Source organism: Sphingomonas sp. RB1R13 (genome assembly GCF_036663775.1).
Taxonomy (GTDB): domain Bacteria; phylum Pseudomonadota; class Alphaproteobacteria; order Sphingomonadales; family Sphingomonadaceae; genus Sphingomicrobium.
Map to the genome: position 1 here is coordinate 1 of NZ_JAXOJM010000004.1, position 24,665 is coordinate 24,665.

Annotated in this window: 27 protein-coding genes, 1 tRNA gene and 1 pseudogene; 13 read left to right on the forward strand and 16 right to left on the reverse strand. The window is 59.7% G+C overall.

The genetic code is table 11. The features are described 5' to 3' along the window. On the reverse strand, window positions 1-1,096 hold a 1,096-nt coding region (locus U1700_RS12505; RefSeq protein WP_332753019.1), incomplete at its 3' end, for an FAD-binding domain-containing protein. A gap of 173 nt (window positions 1,097-1,269) precedes the next feature. On the opposite strand from U1700_RS12505, the gene U1700_RS12510 reads away from it, so the two are divergent. Continuing rightward, window positions 1,270-1,695: a fasciclin domain-containing protein gene (locus U1700_RS12510; protein WP_332753020.1), complete on the forward strand. Its 426-nt coding sequence runs from the start codon at window positions 1,270-1,272 to the stop codon at window positions 1,693-1,695. A gap of 98 nt (window positions 1,696-1,793) precedes the next feature. Here U1700_RS12510 and U1700_RS12515 read toward each other — a convergent pair. Next, window positions 1,794-1,964: pseudogene (locus U1700_RS12515) on the reverse strand (LuxR C-terminal-related transcriptional regulator); the annotation flags it as partial. Window positions 1,965-2,377: 413 nt separating this feature from the next. On the opposite strand from U1700_RS12515, the gene U1700_RS12520 reads away from it, so the two are divergent. Then, window positions 2,378-2,782, forward strand: coding sequence for a nuclear transport factor 2 family protein (locus U1700_RS12520; RefSeq protein ID WP_332753021.1), 405 nt, complete (start codon window positions 2,378-2,380; stop codon window positions 2,780-2,782). A 94-nt stretch (window positions 2,783-2,876) separates the two neighbouring features. Here U1700_RS12520 and U1700_RS12525 read toward each other — a convergent pair whose 3' ends face one another. After that, window positions 2,877-4,652, reverse strand: a complete 1,776-nt coding sequence (locus U1700_RS12525; protein WP_332753022.1) for a TIR domain-containing protein — start codon at window positions 4,650-4,652, stop codon at window positions 2,877-2,879. A gap of 423 nt (window positions 4,653-5,075) precedes the next feature. Between U1700_RS12525 and U1700_RS12530 the strand changes: the two genes are divergently transcribed. Beyond that, window positions 5,076-6,191, forward strand: coding sequence for a S8 family serine peptidase (locus U1700_RS12530; RefSeq protein WP_332753023.1), 1,116 nt, complete (start codon window positions 5,076-5,078; stop codon window positions 6,189-6,191). 128 nt (window positions 6,192-6,319) lie between these two features. Then, window positions 6,320-6,481 (forward strand): hypothetical protein, encoded by a 162-nt coding sequence (locus U1700_RS12535; protein ID WP_332753024.1) that lies wholly within the window; start codon window positions 6,320-6,322, stop codon window positions 6,479-6,481. A 536-nt stretch (window positions 6,482-7,017) separates the two neighbouring features. On the opposite strand, the gene U1700_RS12540 is transcribed toward U1700_RS12535, so the two are convergent. Further along, complete coding sequence (locus U1700_RS12540) at window positions 7,018-7,485, reverse strand: nuclear transport factor 2 family protein (protein WP_332753025.1); 468 nt, start codon at window positions 7,483-7,485, stop codon at window positions 7,018-7,020. Between the two features lie 169 nt (window positions 7,486-7,654). Further along, complete coding sequence (locus U1700_RS12545) at window positions 7,655-8,986, reverse strand: APC family permease (RefSeq protein WP_332753026.1); 1,332 nt, start codon at window positions 8,984-8,986, stop codon at window positions 7,655-7,657. 165 nt (window positions 8,987-9,151) lie between these two features. On the opposite strand from U1700_RS12545, the gene U1700_RS12550 reads away from it, so the two are divergent. Then, window positions 9,152-9,487 carry a hypothetical protein gene (locus tag U1700_RS12550; RefSeq protein WP_332753027.1) on the forward strand — a complete coding sequence of 112 codons (336 nt, stop codon included), beginning with the start codon at window positions 9,152-9,154 and terminating at the stop codon, window positions 9,485-9,487. 33 nt (window positions 9,488-9,520) lie between these two features. Here the strand turns inward: U1700_RS12550 and U1700_RS12555 are convergent, their stop codons facing one another. The 3 genes from U1700_RS12555 to U1700_RS12565 all read right to left on the reverse strand — a co-directional run bounded on the left by U1700_RS12555 (window position 9,521) and on the right by U1700_RS12565 (window position 11,363). Continuing rightward, entirely contained in the window at window positions 9,521-9,808 is a 288-nt protein-coding gene (locus tag U1700_RS12555) for a hypothetical protein (RefSeq protein ID WP_332753028.1), read from the reverse strand. 135 nt (window positions 9,809-9,943) lie between these two features. Then, entirely contained in the window at window positions 9,944-10,558 is a 615-nt protein-coding gene (locus tag U1700_RS12560) for a tetratricopeptide repeat protein (protein ID WP_332753029.1), read from the reverse strand. A 172-nt stretch (window positions 10,559-10,730) separates the two neighbouring features. Then, window positions 10,731-11,363 (reverse strand): tyrosine-type recombinase/integrase, encoded by a 633-nt coding sequence (locus tag U1700_RS12565; protein WP_332753030.1) that lies wholly within the window; start codon window positions 11,361-11,363, stop codon window positions 10,731-10,733. Window positions 11,364-11,594: 231 nt separating this feature from the next. On the opposite strand from U1700_RS12565, the gene U1700_RS12570 reads away from it, so the two are divergent. After that, window positions 11,595-12,794 (forward strand): FAD-dependent oxidoreductase, encoded by a 1,200-nt coding sequence (locus tag U1700_RS12570; RefSeq protein ID WP_332753031.1) that lies wholly within the window; start codon window positions 11,595-11,597, stop codon window positions 12,792-12,794. Here the strand turns inward: U1700_RS12570 and U1700_RS12575 are convergent. Next, complete coding sequence (locus tag U1700_RS12575; protein ID WP_332753032.1) at window positions 12,791-13,078, reverse strand: thiol-disulfide oxidoreductase DCC family protein; 288 nt, start codon at window positions 13,076-13,078, stop codon at window positions 12,791-12,793. The two genes, U1700_RS12570 and U1700_RS12575, sit on opposite strands and share 4 nt — an antisense overlap. Window positions 13,079-13,323: 245 nt before the next feature. After that, window positions 13,324-14,787, reverse strand: a complete 1,464-nt coding sequence (locus U1700_RS12580; RefSeq protein ID WP_332753033.1) for an HNH endonuclease — start codon at window positions 14,785-14,787, stop codon at window positions 13,324-13,326. A 146-nt stretch (window positions 14,788-14,933) separates the two neighbouring features. Between U1700_RS12580 and U1700_RS12585 the strand changes: the two genes are divergently transcribed. Both U1700_RS12585 and U1700_RS12590 read left to right on the forward strand, forming a co-directional pair. Further along, entirely contained in the window at window positions 14,934-15,560 is a 627-nt protein-coding gene (locus U1700_RS12585; RefSeq protein ID WP_332753034.1) for a Cap15 family CBASS effector, read from the forward strand. Between the two features lie 46 nt (window positions 15,561-15,606). Further along, window positions 15,607-16,989 (forward strand): cyclic GMP-AMP synthase DncV-like nucleotidyltransferase, encoded by a 1,383-nt coding sequence (locus U1700_RS12590; RefSeq protein ID WP_332753035.1) that lies wholly within the window; start codon window positions 15,607-15,609, stop codon window positions 16,987-16,989. A gap of 272 nt (window positions 16,990-17,261) precedes the next feature. Here U1700_RS12590 and U1700_RS12595 read toward each other — a convergent pair whose 3' ends face one another. Further along, a complete protein-coding gene (locus U1700_RS12595; RefSeq protein WP_332753036.1) occupies window positions 17,262-17,459 on the reverse strand; it encodes a hypothetical protein in 198 nt (65 codons plus the stop codon). 301 nt (window positions 17,460-17,760) lie between these two features. Here U1700_RS12595 and U1700_RS12600 point away from each other — a divergent pair, with 301 nt between their 5' ends. Genes U1700_RS12600 through U1700_RS12610 form a run of 3 tightly spaced genes read left to right on the forward strand, consistent with a single transcriptional unit; the run spans window position 17,761 to window position 20,094 of the window. After that, window positions 17,761-17,982, forward strand: coding sequence for a DUF3489 domain-containing protein (locus U1700_RS12600; protein WP_332753037.1), 222 nt, complete (start codon window positions 17,761-17,763; stop codon window positions 17,980-17,982). Next, window positions 17,979-18,413: a DUF2924 domain-containing protein gene (locus U1700_RS12605; RefSeq protein ID WP_332753038.1), complete on the forward strand. Its 435-nt coding sequence runs from the start codon at window positions 17,979-17,981 to the stop codon at window positions 18,411-18,413. The genes U1700_RS12600 and U1700_RS12605 overlap by 4 nt, the downstream gene beginning before the upstream one ends. A 1-nt stretch (window position 18,414) precedes the next feature. Continuing rightward, the gene (locus U1700_RS12610) at window positions 18,415-20,094 is read left to right on the forward strand and encodes a recombinase family protein (RefSeq protein ID WP_332753039.1); all 1,680 of its coding nucleotides are present in this window, start codon (window positions 18,415-18,417) and stop codon (window positions 20,092-20,094) included. 228 nt (window positions 20,095-20,322) lie between these two features. On the opposite strand, the gene U1700_RS12615 is transcribed toward U1700_RS12610, so the two are convergent. From U1700_RS12615 to purS, 3 genes are all read right to left on the reverse strand, one after another. Further along, window positions 20,323-20,399: transfer RNA gene (locus U1700_RS12615), tRNA-Arg, on the reverse strand. Between the two features lie 86 nt (window positions 20,400-20,485). Next, the gene (gene purQ, locus U1700_RS12620) at window positions 20,486-21,163 is read right to left on the reverse strand and encodes a phosphoribosylformylglycinamidine synthase subunit PurQ (RefSeq protein WP_332753040.1); all 678 of its coding nucleotides are present in this window, start codon (window positions 21,161-21,163) and stop codon (window positions 20,486-20,488) included. Then, on the reverse strand, window positions 21,160-21,393 hold the full coding sequence (purS, locus tag U1700_RS12625; protein WP_332753041.1) for a phosphoribosylformylglycinamidine synthase subunit PurS: 234 nt from the start codon (window positions 21,391-21,393) through the stop codon (window positions 21,160-21,162). Before purS ends, purQ begins: the two co-directional genes overlap by 4 nt. 128 nt (window positions 21,394-21,521) lie before the next feature. Between purS and U1700_RS12630 the strand changes: the two genes are divergently transcribed. Both U1700_RS12630 and U1700_RS12635 read left to right on the forward strand, forming a co-directional pair. Beyond that, entirely contained in the window at window positions 21,522-21,674 is a 153-nt protein-coding gene (locus tag U1700_RS12630; protein WP_332753042.1) for a hypothetical protein, read from the forward strand. Window positions 21,675-21,724: 50 nt separating this feature from the next. Continuing rightward, a complete protein-coding gene (locus U1700_RS12635) occupies window positions 21,725-22,120 on the forward strand; it encodes a PaaI family thioesterase (protein WP_332753043.1) in 396 nt (131 codons plus the stop codon). Window positions 22,121-22,143: 23 nt separating this feature from the next. On the opposite strand, the gene U1700_RS12640 is transcribed toward U1700_RS12635, so the two are convergent. Both U1700_RS12640 and U1700_RS12645 read right to left on the reverse strand, forming a co-directional pair. Then, on the reverse strand, window positions 22,144-23,277 hold the full coding sequence (locus tag U1700_RS12640; protein WP_332753335.1) for an acyl-CoA dehydrogenase family protein: 1,134 nt from the start codon (window positions 23,275-23,277) through the stop codon (window positions 22,144-22,146). Continuing rightward, window positions 23,274-24,440, reverse strand: a complete 1,167-nt coding sequence (locus U1700_RS12645; RefSeq protein ID WP_332753044.1) for an acyl-CoA dehydrogenase family protein — start codon at window positions 24,438-24,440, stop codon at window positions 23,274-23,276. The genes U1700_RS12640 and U1700_RS12645 overlap by 4 nt, the downstream gene beginning before the upstream one ends. Window positions 24,441-24,665 lie beyond the last annotated feature (225 nt).

Below are 24,665 nucleotides of genomic sequence, written 5' to 3' on the forward strand. Positions count from 1 at the left end.
CCCATGGCCGCCGCAACACTATGAGAGAAATATCATCTCCAGCCAAAGCCGCTCTCAGCGTGTCATGCGCTGTGGACCCCGGACCGACTGGCGCATGAGCGACGATGATCCTCTGTATGTCATGGCGAAGTGCCCACTCACGAACGATATCGGCAGTTGGCTCGGCGAGTATCTCGATGGGCGCTCGAAAATGGCTTGCAGCGCGATCCAGTGCGTCCGCTATTGCTCCGCCAATGAATGCTTGAACGAACCCGGACCGGTCGTTCTTGGTCGACGCGCCCGCGATTGCTATCACCTTTGTCTCCGCATTTATCTCGAGAGTTTCAGGGTGAAGGTCGTCTTCGCCGATAAGCAAACCGACACGGCCGGACGGTGACCGGGATGGGAAAGGAAGATTCTGTGGCGGGGTTACGGGTTCGGACAATGCCCTTGCTGTTGTCGCAAGGCCCGCTGCTGCAAACCGCCCTCCTGTGTAGCGAGCGATGTTCTCACTAGTGGCGAGGTACGTTTTACCTGCCGTTTGCAAGCCTGCCACCCAGCGCCACGAAAGCGTATTGGATGCCGGGTCGCCGTCATAAAGTTGGCGGTGAAACAGTTCGGCTCCTAGTTGCCACGGCAATTGGAGCGTGAAAATCCAAATGCTGGCGAACCACATCCGTGCATGATTATGCAAATAGCCGTACTCTGCAAGCTCGCGAACCCATGCGTCAAAGCAGTCAATCCCAGTGCTGGCTGACAGTGCTTGGGCATAAATCGTATACCGATCACCCGGCTGCGCGTGCAACGCAGCGATATCGTTCAAATAACGACACCAGATGCTTGGTCGAAGCTCAAGCCACCCCTTCCAATAAGTACGCCAAAGCACTTCTTGGAGGAACTTTTCTGCATCTCTGGCTGAATGCTCGCGCCGAACCTCCGCCACGACTTCGGCTTCAGTGATCAGTCGATACCGCAGGTAAGGCGACAACAACGAAACATTGCTTCGATCCGCCGGACCGTAGTCGAAGTTTCGAGTCTCGGCATATCGCCGACCGGCGTTGGGGATGAAGTCGGATAGCGCCGCCAGACCGGCGGTTCGAGAAGGGGTAAAAATCATTGCGGTTCGCTTACCGCTCCCTCCAGCGTGACGAAAGCTGGCCTAAAGCGCGTATTGAGAACGGTGCCGCCGACTGCGTTTTTTTAAGGAACCAGCGCCGTGCTGCCCGGTAACATGCGGGTCAATCAGGGCGAATGCGAGCTCAACATCCTCGTTTGAACCAAGGATTGAACATGACCGATACCACACATGACATCGTCGATACGGCGGTTGCTGCCGGTGCGTTCACCGCGCTCGTTGCGGCCGTGACCGCTGCCGGCTTAGTCGAGACCCTTAAGGGCAAGGGACCGTTCACGGTTTTCGCGCCGTCCGACGCGGCATTTGCGGCACTGCCGGCCGGCACAGTGGACGACTTGGTAAGGTCCGGGAACAAGGCGAAGCTGACGGCCATCCTGCTGCTCCATGTCCTCCCGGGCAAAGTAATGGCGGCGGACGTCGCTGGCCAGAATCTGGATCCGGCCACCGTCGGCGGCGCGACCGTTCATGTCGACGGCACCGACGGCGTCAGCATTGACGGCGCCAAAGTTGTGACCGCGGACATCGCTTGCACCAACGGCGTCATCCACGTGATCGACGCGGTGCTCTTGCCCAAGATCTGAACTCGAATTGATCGGAGCCGGGGGCAGCAACATACCCGGCTCCGGCGTTACCGGTAACGGCAAGGCTTTGCTGGCACGCCAAACGAAAGCCGTAAATATTAGAGCCTCGCTTCGACAGCGAGACGAATGAGGTCGGCAGTTGTTTTAAACCCGAGACGGTCGAGCAGAATTGCGCAATGCATCTTCACGGTGATTTCGGCCAGGTCGAGTTCGGCTGAAATCTGCTTGTTCAGCAGGCCGTTGGCGAGAAGCTTAAGCACCTGCCCCTGGCGCGGCGAAAGCGCCTACATGTCATCAATGGGGCAAGAGGCTCTGGTGTGGGCAGAAAGCTATCCGATGCCCTGATTAGCGCGGCCATGGCTAACGGCTACTCTACCATGCAGTTGGACACCGGCAATCGCCTCGGAGGCAATTTCCATGTATGAGTCCATGGCGTTCAAGCACATCAAGCCCTATCAAGAATATCCTGAACGATTGATGCCTTACTTGGTGTTCATGGAGAAGCCACTCAAGTGAGCGGCAAGCAACGTCCGGTTTCTACCCACTTTCAAATGGTTAGGCGGCCGGCGACAAATGCTGAGAGCGGTCGGTCGGCTTCGCCCAATTAGGGCGTAACCTGCTTGCCTTCCAACTACGTTGAGACGACAATCGCAGAACAACGTCAATCGTATTGGAGAACTTTATGTCTGCCGATAATGTCGCCGTGATCAAGGGGCTCTATGACGCTTTCGGCGTGGGCGATCTGTCGGGAGTACTTGGGCGAATGAGTCCTGACATTGTCTGGAACGAAGCCGAGAATTTCCCCTATTCCGATCATAATCCCTATCACGGCCCAGAAGCGATAGCTGAGGGCGTATTCGCCCGCTGTATCGGCGAGTGGGACGGATTTGCAGTGGCAATGGAAGATTTGATCGACGGCGGCGATCGGGTGGTGGCCTTGGGTCGGTATCGGGGTTCCGCTAAAACAACTGGTCGGAGCATGAACCCGCAAGCTGTCCATGTTTGGACGTTACAGGACGGTAAGGTGATCGCCTTCCAGCAGTATATCGACACCTTCGATGTCGCACGGGCGACTGGGAAAGTCTGAACGCGTAGCGCAGCTAGCCACCCACTTCGAGCCATTTGCCTCGGGGGTGGCGATTGCCAAAGTCGTCGGTAGGCAATCGACCCAAAAGCGGACATTATACTGAGGGTTTTTGAGCGTCGATCAACACCGCAACTCCGAGCCGTTGCTTAGCCGACAACATCATCGCTTTGAATCGTGGATCGTCACGGATCTTATCCATGTCAGGATCAGCTTCGACATGCTTGATCGTATCCGGAGGAGTGCGTTCGAAAAAGGACACTAGGACCTCCATTGCGCGCTCCGGATCATTAAGGCGAACGACCAAGGCGCATGCCAAATTGTAGAGGGTCGCATTATTGTCCGGATCGAGAAGTAGCGCCCGGTCTATCCAATCTCTAGCTCTGCTATCTTCGCCAAGGATGGCAAGTGCATTCGCTCCAGCCGCCAGTAACTGAGTATTTGAAGGATCCTTCGCTAGAGCTGTTTCCGCACGCTCGATGGATGTCCTTGCTGCCTTAAGCATCAATAACTCGTCGCCCACGCTCTGGTAACAAGTCATCACCATCATAGGGCTATGCCAATCGCTAGGCATCGACGAAGCGGCTTTCTCGAAATGGGGGATAGCCTCACGAATCCGCCCTTGCCGGAAACTGAGACGCGCCGCTTCCCGGTTCACTTCCCAGGATTCGGGGTCGAGACGGAGCGCAATTTGAATCTCCCGGTTAGCCTCCTCTTGTTTGCCCTCCTCTTGAAGCAGCTGCGCCTTAACGCAGTAAGCTTCCGCAATATTAGGATTGGTCGATAATGCGCGTTCGGCGGCTGGAAGGGCATCAACTTTCTTGCCATGATGCGAACGCAGTTGCGCCTGAGCAAGCGCCATTAACGCCCACGCCTGCGCGTAATCGGGATCGAATGACACCGCCTGCCTGCAGATTCGAACAATTGATTCGCCTCGGCGAGCGTCGCTATAATCGCCGGTGATCCACTGCTGTCGCGCCATCAGGTAAAGATTATACGCCTCGACATTCGTCGTGCCCCGTGCCTCAATAGCCTTCTTTTCCTCGGGAAGCAGTTTCACTCGGAGCGCGGCAACAATCGCTTTCGATATCTCGTCCTGAATGGCGAAGATGTCGGTTAGGTCGCGGTCGTAACGGTCGGCCCACAAGTGCCCACCGGTCGTAGCATCGATCATCTGAGCGGTGATCCTGACCCGATCGCCAGCCCTGCGCACGCTCCCCTCAAGCACGTGGCTGACATCGAGAGCGCGGGCCACCTCCTTCACGTCCATTACCTTGCCCTTGAAGGTGAACGCTGTGTTGCGGGCGATCACCAGCAATGCCGAAACTTTCGACAGATCGGTGATGATGTCTTCCGTGATTCCGTCGCTGAAATATTCCTGCTCCGGGTCGCCGCTCATATTAATGAACGGCAGCACGCAGACCGATGGCCCCGGCGCCTTCTTTTTTGAGTCGGCTGACGCTGCCGCATTTTCGGTCGCCTTATTGCCCGCGGTGTTGGCGATGGCGTCTACGAGTTCGCTTAGGTTGGCCGGGGCCCCGTCACCAATCCACGTGCCGAGATCCACCGTGTGAAATTGCCGAAAGCCGAGTGGGGGCCTGCTTCCGCCCAGCGTCACTGGAACGAGCCGGCCGGAATCGCGGCCTTCGGCGGCCTCGTCCTGGACCCATGCCGAATCAACCGAGGCCTGAGACCACAAAACCACCACGACCTGAGCGGTTTTCAGCTCGCGATCGATCTCGGCGGAAAACCGGGAGCCACCTTGAATGTGCTTGTCCCACCAGACCTCGTGCCCCGCATTGCCGATGCCCTCAGCAAGCTGTTTGGCAGCGGCTTCATCCTCACGCGCGTAGCTTAGAAATATCTTGGCCACTGCCCCTCCACGATTCGCTGATCGTGCACCCATGCCCCAACCGCCGCAACAGTGCCACCAAGCCTGCACGATTGCGGAGGAGAGCCCAAGGCGCTGCGCTAACTCGGCTTAATTGAAATTTAGATTTGAGGGGCTCGAGCGCGGAAAGTTGGCACATCCTCCACAGGATACCTCGAGCTTTGAAAACAGATTAGCCGAACGTCCGTTTACCACCCAGTTCCAGCCGTCCGTTGCTGATTGACGAGCGCCGGAAGCGGTCGGTCCAGTACCGACCCGTTAGCAGACGCAGCTTCTTATACCTCAATGTAGTGAAGCGGCTTCATTTATGATATATTAACGACTCGGCAATTTCAGGGGGCTGAGATGAGAGAGCTTCACAAGCTGTCACTCGGATTAGTGGGGCTGTGCCTAGCTGGGCCTGCAATGGCGCAAGACAGCGCGGGCGCAACCGCTGAATCCCGAGCAGCGCCGATTGCGAATGCAAATGACTACATCTGCAGTTTCAGCTCGAAGGTCTCACGCAGCAGCGTTGAGCAGGAAACGGCCAAGGCAGTAGGTCCTGAGCTCGGGCAAGTCCTTCACACCTACAAATGGGCAGTTAAAGGTTTTGCCGTCCGGCTTCCTGCGTCGCCCGGCGGGAGGAGCGCAACTGCTCGCCTAAAGTCACATAACCCGAATGTTAGCGCCTGCGAGCACGACGGGATCACTCGGGCGGCGTTGTTCTTCGGGCGCCCCGGAGGCGGAGGGGGCGGTTCGACGCAGACCATTCCATGGGGTGTTACTCGTGTTGGCGGCGCGGGGAACGCGAGCGCATCTACCGCCAGAGCCTGGATCATCGACAGCGGGATTGACCTCACCCATCCAGACCTCAATGTCGACGCGGCCGATGGCGCTAGCTTCCTGTCCGGGGTCACAAGCCTGAACGACACATACGGCCACGGGACACATGTTGCCGGAATCATTGGTGCCAGAAACAACACTATTGGTGTTGTAGGGATTGCGGCAGGCGCGCGGGTCGTTCCGGTCCGGGTTCTCGACGGAACCGGAACGGGACCTGACTCGGGGGTCATTGCTGCCATCGACTATGTATTCAATCACGCTATCGCCGGAGATGTTGCCAATCTCAGTCTGATTGCCGACGCTGTCAGTCCCACGATGGATGCGGCCGTTAAGAACCTCGGCGCGAAGGGCGTCTACGTAACAATTGCTGCTGGCAATAATTTCGCCAACGCCGCTAATTACAGCCCAGGGCGCGCCAGTGGAGGAAATGTCTACACTGTTTCCGCCTTCGCCTCAGGCGATACATGGGCAAGCTTTTCGAATTATGGCACGGTCGTGGGCTACGGCGAGCCCGGCGTAAACATTCGCTCTACATACAGGGGCGGCACCTACGCGACCCTCTCCGGCACCTCGATGGCGGCGCCTCATCTTGCGGGCATCCTGCTGCTGATGGGGGCACCGCCGCAGCCGGCAATCCATCAAGGCGGCACTGTCGCAGGAGACCCGGACGGGAATCCCGACCCGATCGGCGTCCGCTAGGCTATCCGACTGTCAGCGCAGTTCATGAGCGCAACGTCCGGAGTCTTTGGAAAATGGAATGACAGCCTCGGACCGAAACAGAGCGAACGATTGATTTTTTACCAGTTCGATCGCCAAGGTGAGCCGGCATGAAAGCCGGAAGCAGCAATTCTGCTTGCGACCCAATTGCAAACATTAGCCGTGCGTGGGAGTATCGCCTTGGAAGTGAGGGCGGCCATAACCAGATCGACTTTGCTATTAGCTATCTTGATTGGCTGCTGCGCTTCGGCGTCGGTCGCTCATCCAGCTAGTCCGGCCTCGACTGTCCAGCGGACCCTGACGAAAGCACAGCGGGAGCCGCTTGATGCCGTCAATGCGTTTTTCGCCGCGGTCGAAGCCAATCGACACGAGCAAGTTCTAGCCGCCGTTGTTCCGGAAGGCTTGGCCACGCTCGTTCGCCTTCATGATGGCAAGTCCCCGACTCTCGTGAGCTGGCATTGGGCAAGCTACGTAGAGGAGGTCCTAAGTGGGGGCGGTAATTACCGAGAGCGCATCTTCAACCCAGAGGTTCTGGTGGAACGTGACATGGCGATGGTTTGGGGTCGCTTTGCCGTTTACGCTGACGGGAAGTTTTCTCATTGTGGCGTCGACCAGTTCCAGCTCGTTCGGAAGAACGGGCGCTGGCTAATTTACAATCTTACGTGGACCAGTCAGTTGGCTGGGTGCCCAACGCCTGCAGGTTAATGTCCGCTTTCCACCCAGTTCCCGCCGCTCAGCACCGTCGGAGCTGATGCCAAAGGCAGACGGTCGGCAACCGACCCAAACACGGACATTTGATGCGACGCGGCTACTTTACCTCAGCGGTTGCCGAGAAATGGGCGTGCACAAGCATCCAGCCGCCGCGTTGACGGACATATACGCGAGTGGCCTTCTCCAAACTCTTGCTCATGCTTCCGTCCCGTTCGCGAAAATAACCAAGGTAATGGTAGGTGAGCACAGCGGTGTCGCCATAAACCTGCACCTTGGGATTGAGCATTTCGGAGTAAAGTGTTTTTCCATCTGACGGTGCACCCGAGAATCGTTCCATCAGCGCCTTGCCCGATAGCAGCACCGGCAATTCATGACTGAACTCAGTATAATCATCAGCGAGGGTGCTCAACTGCTCCGGCAAGGCTGTGCCCTTCATCTCGGCATCCCACTGGGACCGAACGAGGGCGATAATCTCAGCGGCCACTCGCGGGTTTTCACCAGCGTTCGCTGCCGCGCTGAACGTGAGCATCAAAATGCCGAAAATGGATACGAGTGTGGATTTCAAGTTAAACTCCCCTGCTAGAATATGCCGACCTTGCTTTGTGACAGGTGCGTTAGCAATGTCCGTTTCGCTAACCAATTTAAGCCGTTCCCGGTGACGACGGCGGGCGCCATAACTTATAAGCAGCCCGTCTGCTAACGATCCAAAAGCGGAAACTAACAGGACCAGTCGGCTAACGCGCCACAAGTGGCCTCTTGCGTCGTGAAAGTGCTTTATAAACAGGCCAGCTCAATGCGATTGCGGCGGCCCCCCACAAACATGGTTCGGGATCCGTGATTAGATAACTGACGAGCAGCCCTAACGACAGCAGCAGAACTACAAGCGGTGCCCACGGATACCAGCGTGCCCGAAATGGGCGCTCGACCAGAGGCTCGGTGCGCCTGAGGATGAAGAAAGACGCATAGATCGCGCAATTGATCGTGAGACCGAGAAACGCCGTGATCCTGAAGAGGATGTCAAACGACTGCCCGGCCGCGAGTACGGCAGCCGGAAGAAGGCAACAAACTAAGGCCGGAGCGGGCGTGGAAAAGCGGTTCAGCATCGATAGCCGGATTGGCAGGACTCCTTCGCGGCTCATTGCAAACAATATGCGAGGTGTGAACATCACGGCTACGTTCAAGATGCCCACCAGGGACACGACGGCGAAGGTTCGCACAAGCGCTACGCTCGCGTCGCCGAATACCAGTTTGGACGCATCAGCAGCGGGGAGTTCCGATGCAGAGAGGCTGGTTAGGTTCAGGACGGCAAGTAACCCAGCATTGATGAGCAGATATGCGCCCATCATTGCACTAATGCCCCAGAAAAGTGCCCGAGGAATGTTCCTGTCGGTGTCCTTGTCTTCCTCGGAAAAATAAACGGCAGAGTTCCATCCAGCATAGGTCTCCGTGATAAGGACGAGCGCGCCAACGAAAGCAGCGATAGAGATTGGACGTACCGGACCGGCGCCAAAGTCGCCTTTTTGCCCGCCCACAAAAAAGCAGGCCACAGCGAGAAAAACCAAGCCCCCAAGCTTGAATAAGGTCAGCGCCTGCTGCGCACGCGCGCCTACCTTTAGCCCAAACCAATTGATCAGCCCCAGCGCGAATATCAGGCCGACGGCTATTTTGTGCCGCCCTGCTACACCATTTTCCAGATACTCACCGATCAAAGCGGCTGTTGCGGCCATGCCTAAAATGCTGACCGCCGTATCCGCCCAACCAATTACGAAGCCGGCGAACGGCCCCGCCGCACGGCGCAGATATACGTAGGGTCCGCCTGCCTGTGGAAAGGTCGTGCCCAGTTCCGCGTAGATATTTGCACCCAGTAGCGCGAGTGCTCCGCCAACAAACCAGCAGACCATAACGAGCAGCGGGTCGCCCAGGCGCCCGGCAACGACGCCCGGTATGCTCAATATGCCAATACCAATCGATCCGCCGACAACGATGGCGGCGCCCAAGAAGGCGTTCAGCACTCGGCGAAGTTTGACTGGTTCAGGCTGTTGCATTGTTCCCCCGCCGTCGCTCACTGCCTAATCTTCAACAGTTCCGGCTCCATGTCTACCGGAGGCCGAGTAGCAACGTCCGCTATCCACCCAGTTTGAGCCGTCCGCCCGCCTCGGCAGTGATCCCAAGAGGGGACGGTCGGCTTTCGACCCAATTGCAGACATTGGCAGCAAGGCTAAGCTGGCTCGATGAAGAACGTCCAGATGATCGATCCCGCGCTGAATGCCACGTTCAGCATTTTCCAAGTTTCCGACGAGGACTTCAAGGTCATTTTTCCGGAAGCACGAGACATGGAGTTCTTTGAAGACTTCATTCAACGGGTGGGAGAGCGACAAGCCGCGCTGATCCTCGACAGGCTATGGGGTCGGCCCGTCCTCAAGAGGGACGCTCAAGGTATTCATGGCACGCTCTTCGAGCAGTGGAATGATCGGAAAGAGTATTTTCCGTCAACGTTGCGGGAGGTCGATTGGGACGAGAGCGCTATAAATGAAGATCAACGCCGCCTCTTCCTCTCGCACCGTTAAGCGTCCGCTTTCGACCCAGAAGCGGACGTTCGATCAAAGGCGAACTTCTGTAAGGCCGTCCCGTTCGCAGTGCCACCCAGAGGCAAAATCCAACACCTCTTCAAGGCTGTCCTCGGAGTGTGCCGAGGTCACCAAAAAGCGGCTCTTGTCGACGCCATCCCCGATCACAAGGCAATCAACATCGTCCTCGAGTGCCTCCGCGCCCTCGCCCCAGATCGCAAGGAGGCGGACGCCGTCCTTTAGGCATTGCTCGACAAACGGCCCAAGCGTCGTCTGGTCAACAACGGGCGAGTGGAGGACGATACGAGGCGGGAGAGACATAGGTTGATCCTACCGCGCACAACGTCCGCTTTCCACCCACTTCCAGCCATCCCATCGATTTGCCGGACGCCCAAAGAGGACGGTCAGCTACCGGCCCAATAGCGGACATTGCGGCACACGCTACGCCACCTCAGATCACGCGACCGTGGAAATACCGTACGGCCTTAGTCTGTCGGAACTCGGGTAACTCCACATACACCGCACAAAGGCCGGTATTTTGGTAAGGCAGAGCCAGTGCGACGCAATCCTCCCGGCGAGTCCGAACTTCTCTTTCCTGTATATCAGTGAAAGCAGTGCCATCGAAGGCAAGTGCCCCGCGTCGATGGCCATTCTGAGATAGCCGACTGCTTCGGGAATGGCCTTATAACCCAAGTCACCGCTGTATAGGAGCCGTCCCAAGTAATACATCGCAGGTGAATAGCCTTGATCGGCCAAGACTTTCAGTTCAACTACGACTTTAATGTAATCTTGTTGTAGCTGATAATGAAGGGCGAGCTGAAAGCGCCCTTCGATCGATCCTCCGTTGGCAGATCGGATCAGCAATTCCTCGCCTTGCGCCCGTTGATCGGAATCGCCGCTGGAAACGTGAGCATGGCCGAGATACATCATCGACAGTACAGAGCCACGACTGGTCAGATCGGTCAGCATGGCCGTCCCTTCGCCGTTATTTTGCTTACGGGTTTGAAGGGCATTCCAGAGATCGCTCTGAAGCGGCTCTTGGTCCCACTCGCGTTCAATGTTTTCGCCCAACCTCGACGTCATGCCGCAAGCTTACCGGTAACCTGGTGACCCATCAATTGAAATACAGTGATTTCAAGGAGCGGGAAATTTTAACGTCCGTTTCCCACCCAATATCGGACGCTTGAGACTAGAAAGAGCGTCACAGAAAGCGGTCGCCCTGAGGTAGGCGACCGCTCCGTGGTTAGATCTCGGTTCGCTCAGCCAGCAACAGAGCGTCCTCTATATCAACGCCTAGATACCTGACGGTGTTTTCGATTTTAGTATGGCCGAGCAGGATCTGAATCGCTCGGATGTTGCCTGTCGCCCGATAGATCATTGCCGCCTTCGTTCGACGGAGTGAATGCGTTCCATATTCGGCACGACGCAATCCGATTGAAGTCACCCATTCGTCGACCAATCGCGCGTACTGCCGGGTGCTCATGTGGTTCGCGTGGTCGATCCGGCTTGGGAAGACGAAGTCGCTCGTCGAGCCACCACGTCTCTCCAGCCAGGAAATCAAGCTTGCCCGGACATCGGCGGTCAGTTCGAACTGTACCGGTCGACCAGTTTTCTGCTGCACGACTAAGGCGCGGGTCCTTATGTCGGAGCCAGACACAAGGTCGCCGATCATGACCTTCACAAGATCGCAGCCGCGAAGTTTGCTGTCGATCGCCAAATCGAAGAGCGCCCGGTCACGCAAGCGACCTTCGCGGTCCAGGAAAAACCGGATTGCCCAAATCTGCTTCTGTGTCAGAGGACGTTTTGTTCCCACCGCTTTGCCGGCATTCCATGCCGCACGGCTCTGCGTCGCGGGATCAAACTGTGAGTAGCCCATGTTTCTTCTCCTCGGCCATGATTAGCCAAGAGAGGAACGCAGAAGCGCTGGTCGGCTATTGGGCCGTTAGCGGACCGTCGGCTTTGCAGCACGAAATGGCAGTAAGCCGACATCCGCCGCAACCTACTTATGGATCTGGATTCTCCGAGCCTTGTTAGGGCAACGTCCGGCGCAAGTTTGATCAGAGTCATTCCCTCCTCATGGCCGACGACTTCTATATAAGAGGCAGCGATGCGAGGGTTGAACATTGCGGTAGCAGGCTGTGGGCCTTGTGGCTTGGCCACGGGGCTCTTCCTCGCTCGGAGCGGCCAGCGCGTCACTTTGTTCGAGCGCTTCGACGAACCACAGCCGATCGGGTCAGGGCTGATCATCCAGCCGACCGGGCAGGCGGTGCTGGCTGAGCTGGGCCTGCTGGACCGGGTGAAGTTCGAAGGGTCGCGCATCGATCGCCTCTATGGACGCGCGGGCAAGCGCACCGTTCTCGACGTCCGGTATCGCTCGCTTGGGGGGGCGACGCGATATGGAATCGGAGTGCATCGCTCGAGCCTGTTCGACACACTTCATGACGCCGTCCGGTCCGCCGGCATCCAACTTCGCACCGGCATGACGATCGCGTCGAGCGTGCTGGAGCAGAATCAACGACGCCTAACCTTCGCCGACGGGAGCCGCAGCGAACCGTTCGACCTTATCGTCGACGCGCTGGGCACGCGTTCGCTGCTCGCCCCGGCGTGCGGTCGCGACCTCGCTTATGGTGCCTTGTGGGCCACGCTCGACTGGCCCGAAGGCAGCGCGTTCGACCAGGACGCGCTCCAGCAACGCTATCGCCGCTCGAGCGTGATGGCGGGGGTCCTGCCCATCGGTTGCGGGCGAGGCGAGCGCCTTAAGGGCGCGTTTTTCTGGTCGTTGCGCTGCGACCGGGTCGACGCGTGGCGCGCCGCGGGACTCGCGCCGTGGAAAGCCGAGGTGCGCGAGCTATGGCCGGCGTGCGCCCCGCTCCTCGACCAGATCGAACGCGCTGAGCAACTGACCTTTGCTCGCTATGCGCACCGTACCCTGGCGACGCCAGTGAAGCCCGCGCTGGTTCATATCGGCGACGCATGGCACTCGGCCAGCCCGCAACTCGGGCAAGGGGCCAATATGGCGTTGCTCGACGCATGGGCGCTGGCGAAAGGGGTGGAAGCGGCCGACGCGGTCACAGTCGGCCTCGAACGAGCCGTGGCGATGCGGCACAGCCATGTCAGGCTTTACCAGGCGCTGACCGCGCTGTTCACCCCGGTCTACCAATCCGACAGCCGGGTCCTGCCGGTACTGCGCGATACGCTGGTCGGGCCGATCTCCAAGCTCTGGCCCGCAACCTGGATTCAAGCAGCGATGGTCAGCGGCCTTATTGGCAACCCGTTGCGTAGCTGTGGGCTTCCTGACCCCGACTAGCCCAAGCCTTCATAAATGCTCAGGACAGCATCGCTATCCTTGCGGACAGACGATCCATTGATGACCAAAATGCTGGTCGGGTCGGCCGGGTCGAGCCCGTGCGAGCGAAAGAGCGATGCGCCCACCTCCCCCTGCAGGGAAGCCAGGCGGAAGCGTTCTGCCTTGTCATAAGTGAGGATGAATTGCGCGTTGGCCGAGCAGAGGATGCATTCGGCATCGAACAGAACGATGGGACCACCTTTAAGTAGCTTTCCCAGGGTGATCGAGGATCGGTCATCGCTCATACCACGACGCTTTACCTAATATTCGAACGTCCTGTCACGTTAGTCGACGGACTCGACAATCGCGTACTGACACCTTCTGGGCCGCAAGCCGACGGTCTGTTTTGCGGCGGCTGCGGTCAATCTCGGACTCTTAATCACCACCAAATTCTGGGCTGGCAAGCTCCCCCCCCGCCAACGTCGCGGTGCCTGAAGGGCATGCCGGCGATCGAGCGCTTGTAGATGGTCAGAGCCCCATCGCGTTTCTGTCAGCGTCGGACGAACTTCAGGCGTGGTGCAATACGCATCGGGCTTGTGCCGCTGAGATCGACGTGAGCCCATTGCGCGGCCGCGAAATAGTGGCGGAAAGTGTCCGTAAAATCGGGATCGTCGAAGAAGCCAATAAGGTTCCACGCATCACGCTTTGAGAAGGGGAGGGCGAACACGAACATGTAGCAGCCGAGCCTGAATTCGCCGACGACGTGCGGCAACCGGTCGTGCGGCTCCTTGCGCGTGTAGACGGTGATCTGCGCCGACGGGTTGGACGGCAGCTCGATGGTCGCCGTCGCGACAAGCGGCAGCGGCCGGTCGCCGTGACTTCCAACGCGGACCCAATCGATCGTCTCGGTGAGGTCGGGCAGATGCTCGGCGCCGATCACAGCGACAGCGATCTTCACGAGCGCGCGATAAGCCGCGACCGGGATTTGGCGGGCGCCGCGGCCGAGCGTGACCTCTACCGAGTCGTCCTCACCCTTCGCCACGTCATAGGCCTTGATCACCACCTTCGCGCCATCATGGGTCAGCGAGTCGCGGCCAAACGCCAGCTTCGGCCGTCCGTTGGTCCCGCCGCGGCCCTGAGTGCCCAGGAAGACCCGTTGCAGGTCGAGCATCGCGATTAGCGACGGCTCGGTGTGCTGGCCGAAATACTCGTTGCAGTCGTCGCACTCTTCGGCGGACTTAAGATGGTCGTTCCCCAGCGCGGTCGGGATCACGTGCGCCACCTTCTTGAACTTGGTCTCGTCCGACGTGCGGTGGCAGAAGCGGCAGACGCACGGCTGCGCGCCCGAGCCGATCACGGTCTTCCGGTCGGTGCGCGGTGACGTGAAGTCGTATCGTTCGATCAACCGGGCGAACAGACCATCCTCCTCCTCTCCCGACAGGGGTTCGGCGTCGGGATGGTTGAGTGCGTGCAAATACTGCTCGAAGGCCAGTCGGTCGATGGTGGAGGCGGGCTGTCCGGGTAGCATTAGGAAATATTCGCCGTCGGTCAGCAGCCCAATCTTCTGCTTAAGCTTGTTCAGCTGCGGCAGCGCTGCACCGAATTTGACGACCAACGCATCGACCGCCGCACGCAGTTCCGGCGTGACGACCTGATCCATCCACAGCTCAACATGATCGGCGTCGATCTTGCCGAACGTGGCGACGATCTCCTGCACCGCCGCCGCCTCTGCCGCCATGTAGCGGAAGATCAGGTCGAAACCGCCGGTCTCGGTCACCACATGGATGACGACTACGCCGAAGACCGCGGGGCCGTTCGGCGTGAACCAGATGTGGCGCTCGGCGAAAGCTCTCCGGATTGCCTCGACGTTGTTCGCGATTGGCCGGCGGGTGCCTTTCTCGAAATCGGCGATTGTCGAGATTCCAACACCCGCCGCCTTCGCCAGCTCATCTTGCGACCACTGTGCAATCGCCCGTGCGGCCCTGACATCAGCCGGAGTTAGTTCAATATTCATAATAATGTCACCTCAACGATTTTCTATGGGGTAGCACACAACCTGCAACGTGTTGATATTTCGTTGGGTCCGGCTTTTCGGTAGCCTGCGGGTCTTGTCGAAACCACCAACTAGAGCGCAGGGAAAACCAGCCAAGGGGAAACGAAATGCTGGAACACGAGTACGCCCTGCTAGGGGGCATTAACCGAGCGAGCATCGGACGTTGGATCAGCATAATCTCAGCCGCACTGTCGGGTACACTTGTCTTCTTGCTACTGTCAGCCGTGGACTTGGCGAAGGCGTTCGGACTCAACGTCAATCTGCCCCCGACCTTCCTCTCGCTCGTTGGAGCGGGCGCCGTTTACGGAATCCTCTTTTGGCTGTTTGACCGCTACCTTTGGCGTTTGGGCCCTGTCGCTAAGCTTTTGAAGGTACCCGATCTCTCGGGAAAGTGGGATTGCGAAGGTGTGCCTCTCGACAACGGGAAGGCCGTACCCTGGCAAGGCGAAATCCGGATCGTCCAGTCATGGGATCGTATCCGAGTTCATTTGAAAACTGAGAACTCAAAGTCCGACAGCCTCGCCGCCGCCCTCCAATATGATGCCGCCGAGGGCTATCGCTTATTCTATCACTATCGCAATCAGCCGCGCGTTGGATCTCCTAAGATGGCCCCGCATCACGGTTTCACAGAGCTAGTATTCGCAGAAGATGAGCAGTCTGCGATGGGCGACTATTTCAACGGGCGTGGCCGCAATACGTTTGGCACTTTAAAAATTAGCCGCGCCATCTCCTAGATAAAGCGCGGTCAGGTAGAAGCGTTTTTGGTAGTGGGGAGATAGCATGGGAATTGGAGCGTCACTGTTTTGCTCGGGCAATGCCGACAAGGAAACCCTGTACAAGCGCATTACGCCGTCGGCTGAGCAGGTGGAGAGCCAGCGCGAGTATTGGAATGACTTGGCGGACTACCTCAAGGCCGATTTGAAAGTGCGTTCGGGGTATGCGGTGTCCAGCTGGATTCAGGGCTCCTACAAGTTCGCGACGCAAATTCGACCTGCCAGAAAAGGCATGGATTACGACATTGACCTCGGCGTGTACTTCGCGTGGGCCGGCAAACCCGAAGATGGCCGGTTTAGCGCCGCAAATCTCAAATCAGTAGTTCAAAAGAGCCTGCAGGTTTACGCGAACGACGTGGAGACCGACGCGACTGGCGTTTCCGATCCAAAGGAATTCTGTTCGCGCGTTAGGTTCAGCGACGACTTCCACGTCGATGTGCCAGCTTACCACGAATGGGATGACGTTCGCCGCCTCGCGAGCGCCAGCGATGGCTTTGTGGATCGCGACCCCTACACGATTTGGGAATGGTGGATTCAGACTTACGACTTGGCCGAGCGCCCGCGGGCGCGCCGGATGGTCCGCTATCTCAAAATGTGGGCGGCGCTCAAATTCGATGCCAAGACGGAGAATGTGCCATCGTCTATCCTGCTTACGGTACTGGTCGCCTATGCCTACCCGTCGGTCGATCTCGCCAACGTAAGCGGGGACGATGAACTCTTTGCCGCTCTGATCGAGCAGATCAGGTCGTACCTCGGTAAATCGAATTCCGACGAGGTACCCAACCCTGTCGATGTCAGCGAGAATTTAAATCGTATGGGCGACGACTTCGCCATATTTAGAGATAGGTTGAGTGAACTAGGCGATGCTTGTGACAGGGCGCTCGCAGCCGAGGACGTAGTTACTGCGGCCAGCATCTGGTCTGAGCCCTTTGAGTTCTACTTCCCGCTGCCTGAAGATGACGATCTCAAAAAGTCTGAAACCGCAGATTCGCGAGCGCTGGTTGCGGCTTTCGTCCCCGAAGTCGAGGTTACGGTAACCTTGGAAACCAAGAAGTCCTATGTGCTCAAAAACGGTGCTGCCAACGTACCCAAGGGAAGCACTCTCGGTTTCCGCTTGGTCAACTACGGGCTGGCACCGGCGGGCGCGCTGGTTCGGTGGACCGTGAGGAACGCCGGAGCGGCGGCAGAAGCCGTCAATGACCTCGGGCACTTCAGCGGGTTCGGCCAGACCTCTCAACACGAAACCGCAGAATATCGGGGCAGGCACTACATGGACATCAGTGTTCATTCAGCCGGGAGGGTAATTGGGATGCGCCGCATCCCAGTGTCGATAATCAGCAACAGCATTGTCCGCGCCAAGGCGAAGCGCCTATTCTCGAAGCGTAGATGAGACGTCACGGGCAGTCGCTCGACCCATTCATGTCCGGGGTATGTCCGTTTATCTATGCATTCATCAGCCCTAAGAATGACCAGGATTGGGGCGCGAGGCAGACATTCCAGATGCGCTAAATTAACCGCCGCTTACCGCACCCGAGGCCCTGAAACCGGACTGTCGGCAACGTCCCACATCCGGGCGCCTGAAGGATGCTCAAAAACGTCCGCTTACCGGCGATCGATGGCAGGGCTTCGATGACCGATATTGGGCGCGAAGCGGACCTGACCTCAGCCAATAAGCATCTCGGCGGCTTTCGCTAATGCGCCAATCCGCTCGGCGGCGGCTTGTAATTGCGTCGTGACCTTTCGCGCACTTGCCACGTCTGCAACTCGAGCGGTGATGGCGATGACGCTGACGTCTTCCATAATCATGCCCGCGCGAGTGCAGAGCTGGCAAACCAGATCTGCCACATCCTCGTCCAACATGGTTCGTCCTCCTCGCGAGGACCACAGGGTCCGCTTCCGTTGCCAAGTCCAGACCCAGCTTCGTACTTCGTAAGATTAACGACATCGCGTCACTTTCCATTCGACTTGGGACCAAAACGGAGCATTGGTGTTGCGACGGGCCGCGCAACGCGGGGTCCAGCAATGCCCTGCAGGCTGCGGGGCTGTGGTTGGTGGAAGCAGCAATCAAGCTGCGACCATCATAAGGACCACCAACGTGGCACGAACCTCAAGAAAAGCCCGTCCGACTCATGATGCTGCGCCAAATGATGGCACCTTGCCTTTGGCCTACCCAGCAGTCGCGCTTGCCTCCAAGATCGCGCAGGTCACCATCCTGCTCGGGCGACCAGGCGGCGCCTCTCTCGCCGACTTGGTCGAACATACGGGATGGCAGCCCCACACGACCCGCGCAGCACTGACCGGTCTGCGCAAGAAGGGTTACGTCATTGCCAAGGAGAGCCGGGAAGGGATTACTGCTTACCGCATCGAGAAAGCCGTTTCGTGACGCCGCTTGCGCAGAAGCTGGTGGTGCTGGCCGATATGAAGCCACCGGCGCTTCGCGACGAATGGACCCGGGTCTATCGCTCTGACCCTCCAGCAGCTTTTGGACCTGACCTGCTCGCGAGGGCGCTTGCCTACACGTTGCAGGAAAAGACCAGCGGCGGTTTGCCAAGCAACGTCGCGCGCGAGATCCGACGGGGCGTGATCGAGCTTGGCGCAGCGTCAGTGTCTCCTGATCGTCCTCGGCCGTTACAACCGGGAACGCGCCTGAGCCGCGAGTGGCACGGCCGAACCCACCACGTGCACGTTCTGGACCGAGGGTATGAGTATCGTGACGAACATTATCGTTCGCTGACCGCAATCGCCCGCCTGATTACGGGGGCCCGTTGGTCAGGCCCGCGCTTCTTTGGCCTGACCGGCAGGGCACGAGGCTAAGATGGCGAAGGGCAGGAGCCAACGTCAGGAGCAGCGTAGCGGTTCGCTCCGCTGTGCGATCTATACCCGCAAGTCGACCGAAGAAGGGCTCAATCAGGAGTTTAACAGCCTCGATGCGCAGCGCGAGGCGTGCGAAGCTTATATTATCAGTCAGCGCCACGAAGGCTGGTTGCTTGTCCCGGACTATTATGATGATGGCGGGATCTCGGGTGGCACCATGGAGCGACCGGGCCTGAAGCGACTGCTGGCCGATGTTCGATCGGGCAAGGTCGACGTGATCGTCGTCTACAAGGTTGACCGTCTCACCCGTGCCCTATCGGACTTTGCCAAGATCGTGGATATCCTCGATGCTGCCGAGGCGAGCTTCGTCTCGATCACCCAGGCGTTCAACACCACGACCAGCATGGGCCGGCTGACGCTAAACGTGCTTCTGTCATTCGCCCAGTTTGAACGCGAGGTTATCTCGGAGCGGGTGCGGGACAAGATTGCCGCCTCAAAGACCAAGGGGATGTGGATGGGCGGCTGCGTCCCGCTTGGCTATCAGGCGAAGGACCGCAAGCTAATTGTCGATGAGGCGGAAGCGCAAATCGTCCGGCGTATCTTTCAGCGCTACCTTGAGCTGGGCACGGTGCGGGCATTGCTTGACGATCTTCGAGCCACTGGCGTCGTTACCAAATCCCAGATTATGCGCGATGGCAGCCTTCGCGGGAGTAATCCGTTCAGCCGAGGGGCGCTCCACTATTTCTTGAAGAACCGCATCTACTGTGGCGACATCGTCCATCATGACAAGGTTTACCCCGGCGAGCATGGCGCGATCGTCCCCGAAGCGCTGTTCGATGATGTACAAGCATTGCTTGCGTCCAACATCGGGGATCGCCGAAGCGGCAAGCACTTTACCTCGCCAAGCCTGCTGGCGGGAATGATCCGCGATGGTGCCGGCCGGCCGATGTCACCGAGCCACACGTTGAAAGGCGGAAAGCGATACCGCTATTACGTCTCAAATGAACCGAGCGTCGACCAACCGGCGCTCGCAATGCGCCTGCCGGCAAAGACGCTGGAGGCATCTGTCATCGCAGCGTTGCTTCGAGCAACCGACGATACCGCGTCGTTGATTGCGGATTCGCCGATCATCTCTGCCACGGAGATCACGCGCCTCCGCTCGGGCCAGCAGAAGTTCGCTGAAGTGGTTCGGCGGGCTCGAACCTCTACCCTCAGGCCGATGCTGCTCGTCCTCGATCTCAGGATCGTAATCGAGAACGATGGTATTTCAGCCAGCCTCTGCAAAGACCAGTTTCTCAAGCTGATCGATCCCCAGGCGGACTGGAGCAGCGTGTCAGAGCGAATGACGATCACCGTGCCCGCTTCCCTTCAACGCCGCGGACAAGAACTTAAATTGCGCGTCGATCCCGTCGGCGGGCATGACGACCGTGACCCCAAGCTCATTGCACTGCTCATTCGCGCTCATGCGGCTCGAGAGCAGCTCGCAGCATTGGACATGACCGCGCCCCGCGACCTTCGACGGGAACTCGTCCGGGTGGCCCGCATCGCTTATCTCGCCCCGGACATTGTCGCCGCCATCGTTGAGGGACGCCAACCGGGTGGCCTGCGATCACGAAAGCTCGAACGCGGCGACCTTCCGCTTTGCTGGAAAGCTCAGCGCGAGATGCTCGGGTTCGGTTAGAGCCTCAAATTGTATCATGCCGCTAGCCCGCCCTCGTGGCGGGCTTTGTCATTCCGTGGCCACGAAAATTACCATTCGAGACTCTGGCTAATCTACGTGTCGAATCGTTAGCGCTTCCCCCGTCTCTGGCCACGGGCCGGAAAACGCAGCCTGCAAAGCCGCGGAAATGCGGGGAGAAATTGAGCGGCCTTCAGGAACTGCTGTTTTCCTCCGTACTTAAGGAATGCGTGGCGCGCCCGGCTGGATTCGAACCAGCGGCCTCAAGATTAGAAGTCTCGTGCTCTATCCAGCTGAGCTACGGGCGCGTGGCAAATCGCTTATGACCCGGCGCAAAGCGCCGCAAGGCCGAATGGCCGCCCGCGCTTATTGCGCGGCTCTGCAAAACCAAAAACTATCCGACCGCTTCAACCAGGCTGCCCAAGGCGCTTTCAAACATCCGCCGCCCGTCGCTGCCACCGTGGAGCGGGTCGACCGCCCGTTCGGGGTGGGGCATCAGGCCCAGCACATTGCCGACATCGTTGACGATCCCGGCGATGTCGCGCGCAGACCCGTTGACCGGCTCGGCGTAGCGCAACGCCACCCGGCCTTCGCCTTCCAGTCGGTCGAGCGTCTCGGCATCGGCCTGGTAATTGCCGTCATGATGCGCGATCGGCACGCGGATCTGCTCGCCCGCGCGATAGGCCCCCGTGAACATCGTCTGGCTGTTCTCGACCGTCAGTGGCACCGTCCGGCAGATGAAGCTCAGCCCGGCATTGCGCATCAGCACGCCGGGCAGCAGCCCCGCCTCGGTCAGCACCTGAAAGCCGTTGCACACTCCCAGCACGGGCACCCCGCGCGCCGCTGCATCGGCGACTGCACGCATCACCGGCGATCGCGCCGCCATTGCCCCGGAGCGCAGATAATCGCCATAGGAAAAACCCCCCGGGATCGCGATGAAATCGGTCCCGTCGGGAAGCTCGGTCTCGCGATGCCAAACCATTGCCGGCTTGGCGCCCGTCACGGCCTCGATCGCGACGGCCAGGTCGCGGTCACAGTTCGACCCGGGAAAAACCAGCACCGCGCTCTTCACGCGAGCTGCTCGATCTTGAAATTCTCGATCACCGTGTTGGCCAGCAACTTGCGGCACATCGCCTCAATGTCGGCTTCGCTCGTGCCGTCGGCCAGGTCGAGCTCTATCAGCTTGCCCGCGCGCACGTCGCTGACGCCGTCAAACCCCAGCCCCTCGAGCGCGTGATGGATCGCCTTGCCCTGCGGATCGAGCACGCCGGGCTTCAACGTGACAAAGATTCGCGCTTTCATGCAGGGGCCTTTCGGGATTGTTTGCCGCGCTATGGCGAAGGCTTGCCCATACTTCAACGATTCACTCTTTCTTTACCATGGCCGGGCACACTCGTCGCTACCACGATACATGAGAAGGAGGCCGGGGCATGATCGTCGCAATCGCATCGGCAATGTTCATCTTCCTGTTCGGCTGGGGCGCCGATTATTTCGGCTGGGACTCCGCCAACAGCATGATCCAGCTGGCGCTGGTCACCAGCTTCGTTCTTGGCATCCTGTGCGGGTTCAAGGCGCGGGGATAGCGGCACGTTGCGGCTTTCGCCGCCCCCGATCTGCCCCTAAGGCCAGCACCATGCCCGGCCTTCCCCCCTACGCGCAGCTCCTTCGCCTGCAACCCGTGCCCGCCACCGACGATATGACCGCACTCATGCGCATGCCGGCGCACGACGGGGTCGTCGGGCGTCCGGGCTTCCTCCATGGCGGGGCGATTGCCGGGCTGCTCGAATTTACCGCCTTCGCCGCCCTTCGCGCCGCCCTCGGCGAGGAGGAAACGGTCATCAAGCCGATCACCGTCACCGTCGACTATATGCGCGGCGGCAAGCTCGAGGACACTACCGCGCGTGCCGAAATCATCCGGCTCGGCCAGCGAATCGCCAATCTCGAAGTCCGCGCATGGCAGGACGACGAGCACACCCCGATTGCCCTGGCGCGCCTCAACTTCCTGTTCGAGCGACCTGAAAAAGCTTAACCGCTGAGCTTGGGCAAGCCAGCTCAGTAACCACTAAGCTCCGCTACCCGGTTGGCGTGCCACCGCGCGCTTCCGAACAGCTCGCCGAGTACCGCCTCGCGCTTCATGTACAGGCCGATGTCGTGCGCGTCGGTCATCCCGATCCCGCCGTGCATCTGGACCGCTTCCTGCACCGCCAGCGCGGCAACCTTGCCTGCCTTGGCCTTGGCGACCGAGACCATCAGCTCGGCGCGCGCATCCCCGGCATCGATCAGCGCCGCCGCCTTTTGCGCCACCGCGCGGGCAATCTCGATCTCGCCGAACAGGTGCGCCGACCGATGCTGAAGCGCCTGGAACTCGCCGATCAGCCGTCCGAACTGCTTGCGCTGCTTGAGGTAGTCGAGCGTCATCGCGCTTGCCCCCGCGGCAACCCCGACTAGCTCGGCCGCCGCCCCGGCGCGCCCCGCACCAAGCGCGCGGGCTAGCGCCACGCCCCCACCATCGACCTCACCGACCACTGCGTCGCCATCCACCGCCACATTCTCGAACGTCAGCCGCGCCGCGTGCGAGCTATCCGCCAGCACCACATCCTCGATCCCCAGCCCGGCCGCATCGCTCGCTACCGCGAACAGCGTCAGCCCGTCGGCGTCGCCCGCCGATCCGCCCGTCCGCGCCGCGACCAGGATCAGGTCCGCGCTCGCCCCATGGACCACGAATTGCTTGGCCCCCGACAGGGTGAAGCCATTGCCCGATTTCTCGGCGCGCATCGTGATCCCGCTTGGGTCATGCCGCCGACCTTCGTCGATCGCCAGCGCGGCCACCGTCTCCCCGGCCAATATCCCCGGATACCAGCGCTCCGCCTGGGCACTTCCCTCCAGCGCGCGCACCGCCGCCACTGCGGTCGTCAGGAACGGGGAGGGGGTCAGGTTGCGCCCGATCTCCTCCAGCACCAGCCCAGCCTCGGCCGCCCCCATGCCCATCCCGCCAGCGCCTTCAGGGATGCAGATGCCGGTCAGCCCCAGCTCGGCAAACTGTTTCCAGTGATCGTGCCCGAACCCGTCCTTGCAGCCGATGTCGCGCCAGTGGCGCAGCTGCTTCGAAATACTCCCTTCTTCGGCAAGAAAGGTCCGCGCCGTATCGGCAAGCATCGTCTGGTCATCACTGAGGCGCACGATCAGGCTCCCGGAAGGCGAAGGATATGTTTGGCGATAATGCCCAGCTGGACTTCGCTCGTCCCGCCCTCGATCGAATTGGCCTTGGTCCGCAGCCACTCGCGCGCTGCCTTGCCGCCGCGCGACCGGTCGCTGTCCCATTCCAGCGTGTCAGATCCGCCCGCCGCCATAATCAGCTCGTGGCGCGCCTTGTTAAGCTCGGTCCCGGCATATTTCATCATGCTCGGCATCGCGGGATGCGTCTCGCCATGCTTCAGCTGGTCGAGGAAATGCTCGCTCATCGCCGCAAATGCCAGGCTGTCGACATCGAACGCGGCGATATCGGCGCGAAGCACCGGATCGTCGATCGGTCCGCCATTTCCTGTAAGCGAAGCGCCCAGCGCCTGCCGCTCGGCGCCAAGCCCCATCCCTGAAATCATCTCGCGCTCATGACCCAACAGATATTTCGCGACATCCCAGCCCTTGTTGAGCTCGCCGACCAGCTGGTCCTTGGGCACCTTCACATCGTCAAAGAATGTCTCGCAGAAGGGCGAATTGCCACTGATCAGCAGGATCGGTTTCGTCGACACGCCTTCGCTCGCCATGTCGAACAGCAGGAAGCTGATCCCACCATGCTTGGTCTCGCTCGACGTCCGCACCAGGCAGAAGATCCAGTCCGCTTCGTCGGCATAGCTGGTCCACACCTTTTGCCCGTTGACGATAAAATGATCACCCGCATCTTCGGCCTTGGTCTGCAGCCCGGCCAGGTCGGACCCCGCGCCCGGCTCCGAATAACCCTGGCACCAGCGGATTTCACCGCGCGCAATCTCGGGCAGGAACCGCAGCTTCTGCTCCTCGCTGCCATATTTAAGCAGCGCCGGCCCAAGCATCGAAATTCCGAAACTGCTGAGCGGGTTGCGCGCGCCAATCGCCGCCATCTCCTCGCGCAGCACCTTGGTCTCCGCCGCGTCCAGCCCGCCGCCGCCATAGGCGCTCGGCCAGTCAGGGACCGTCCACCCCTTTCCGGCCATCGCGCGAAGCCAGGCGTCCTGCGCCGGGGACTGGAAAACCCACCCCCGTCCGCCCCAGCAGGCGTCCTTCTCGGACCGCATCGGCACCCGCATTTCGGGCGGGCAATTGGCCTCGAGCCAAGCGCTTGTGTCGCCCCTGAAGGTGTCGAGCTCAACCATTTTTCACTCTCCCAAGGGGCCGCCGGACTGGCGCCAGTGCGAACCTACGCTAAAGCAAGTGGCCCGATGAAACTCAACCCCCGACAACCGCCTGCCGGGCATATTTCGTCACACCGTCAATCCTCGGGCCGGTCAAGCGACAGCAACGGCCTTCAGCATAGCGGGGAGATCGCGGTCTTCGCGCACCCCCCGTCTTGCCCTTGGCCAGCGCCCGTCCTAGCGCGT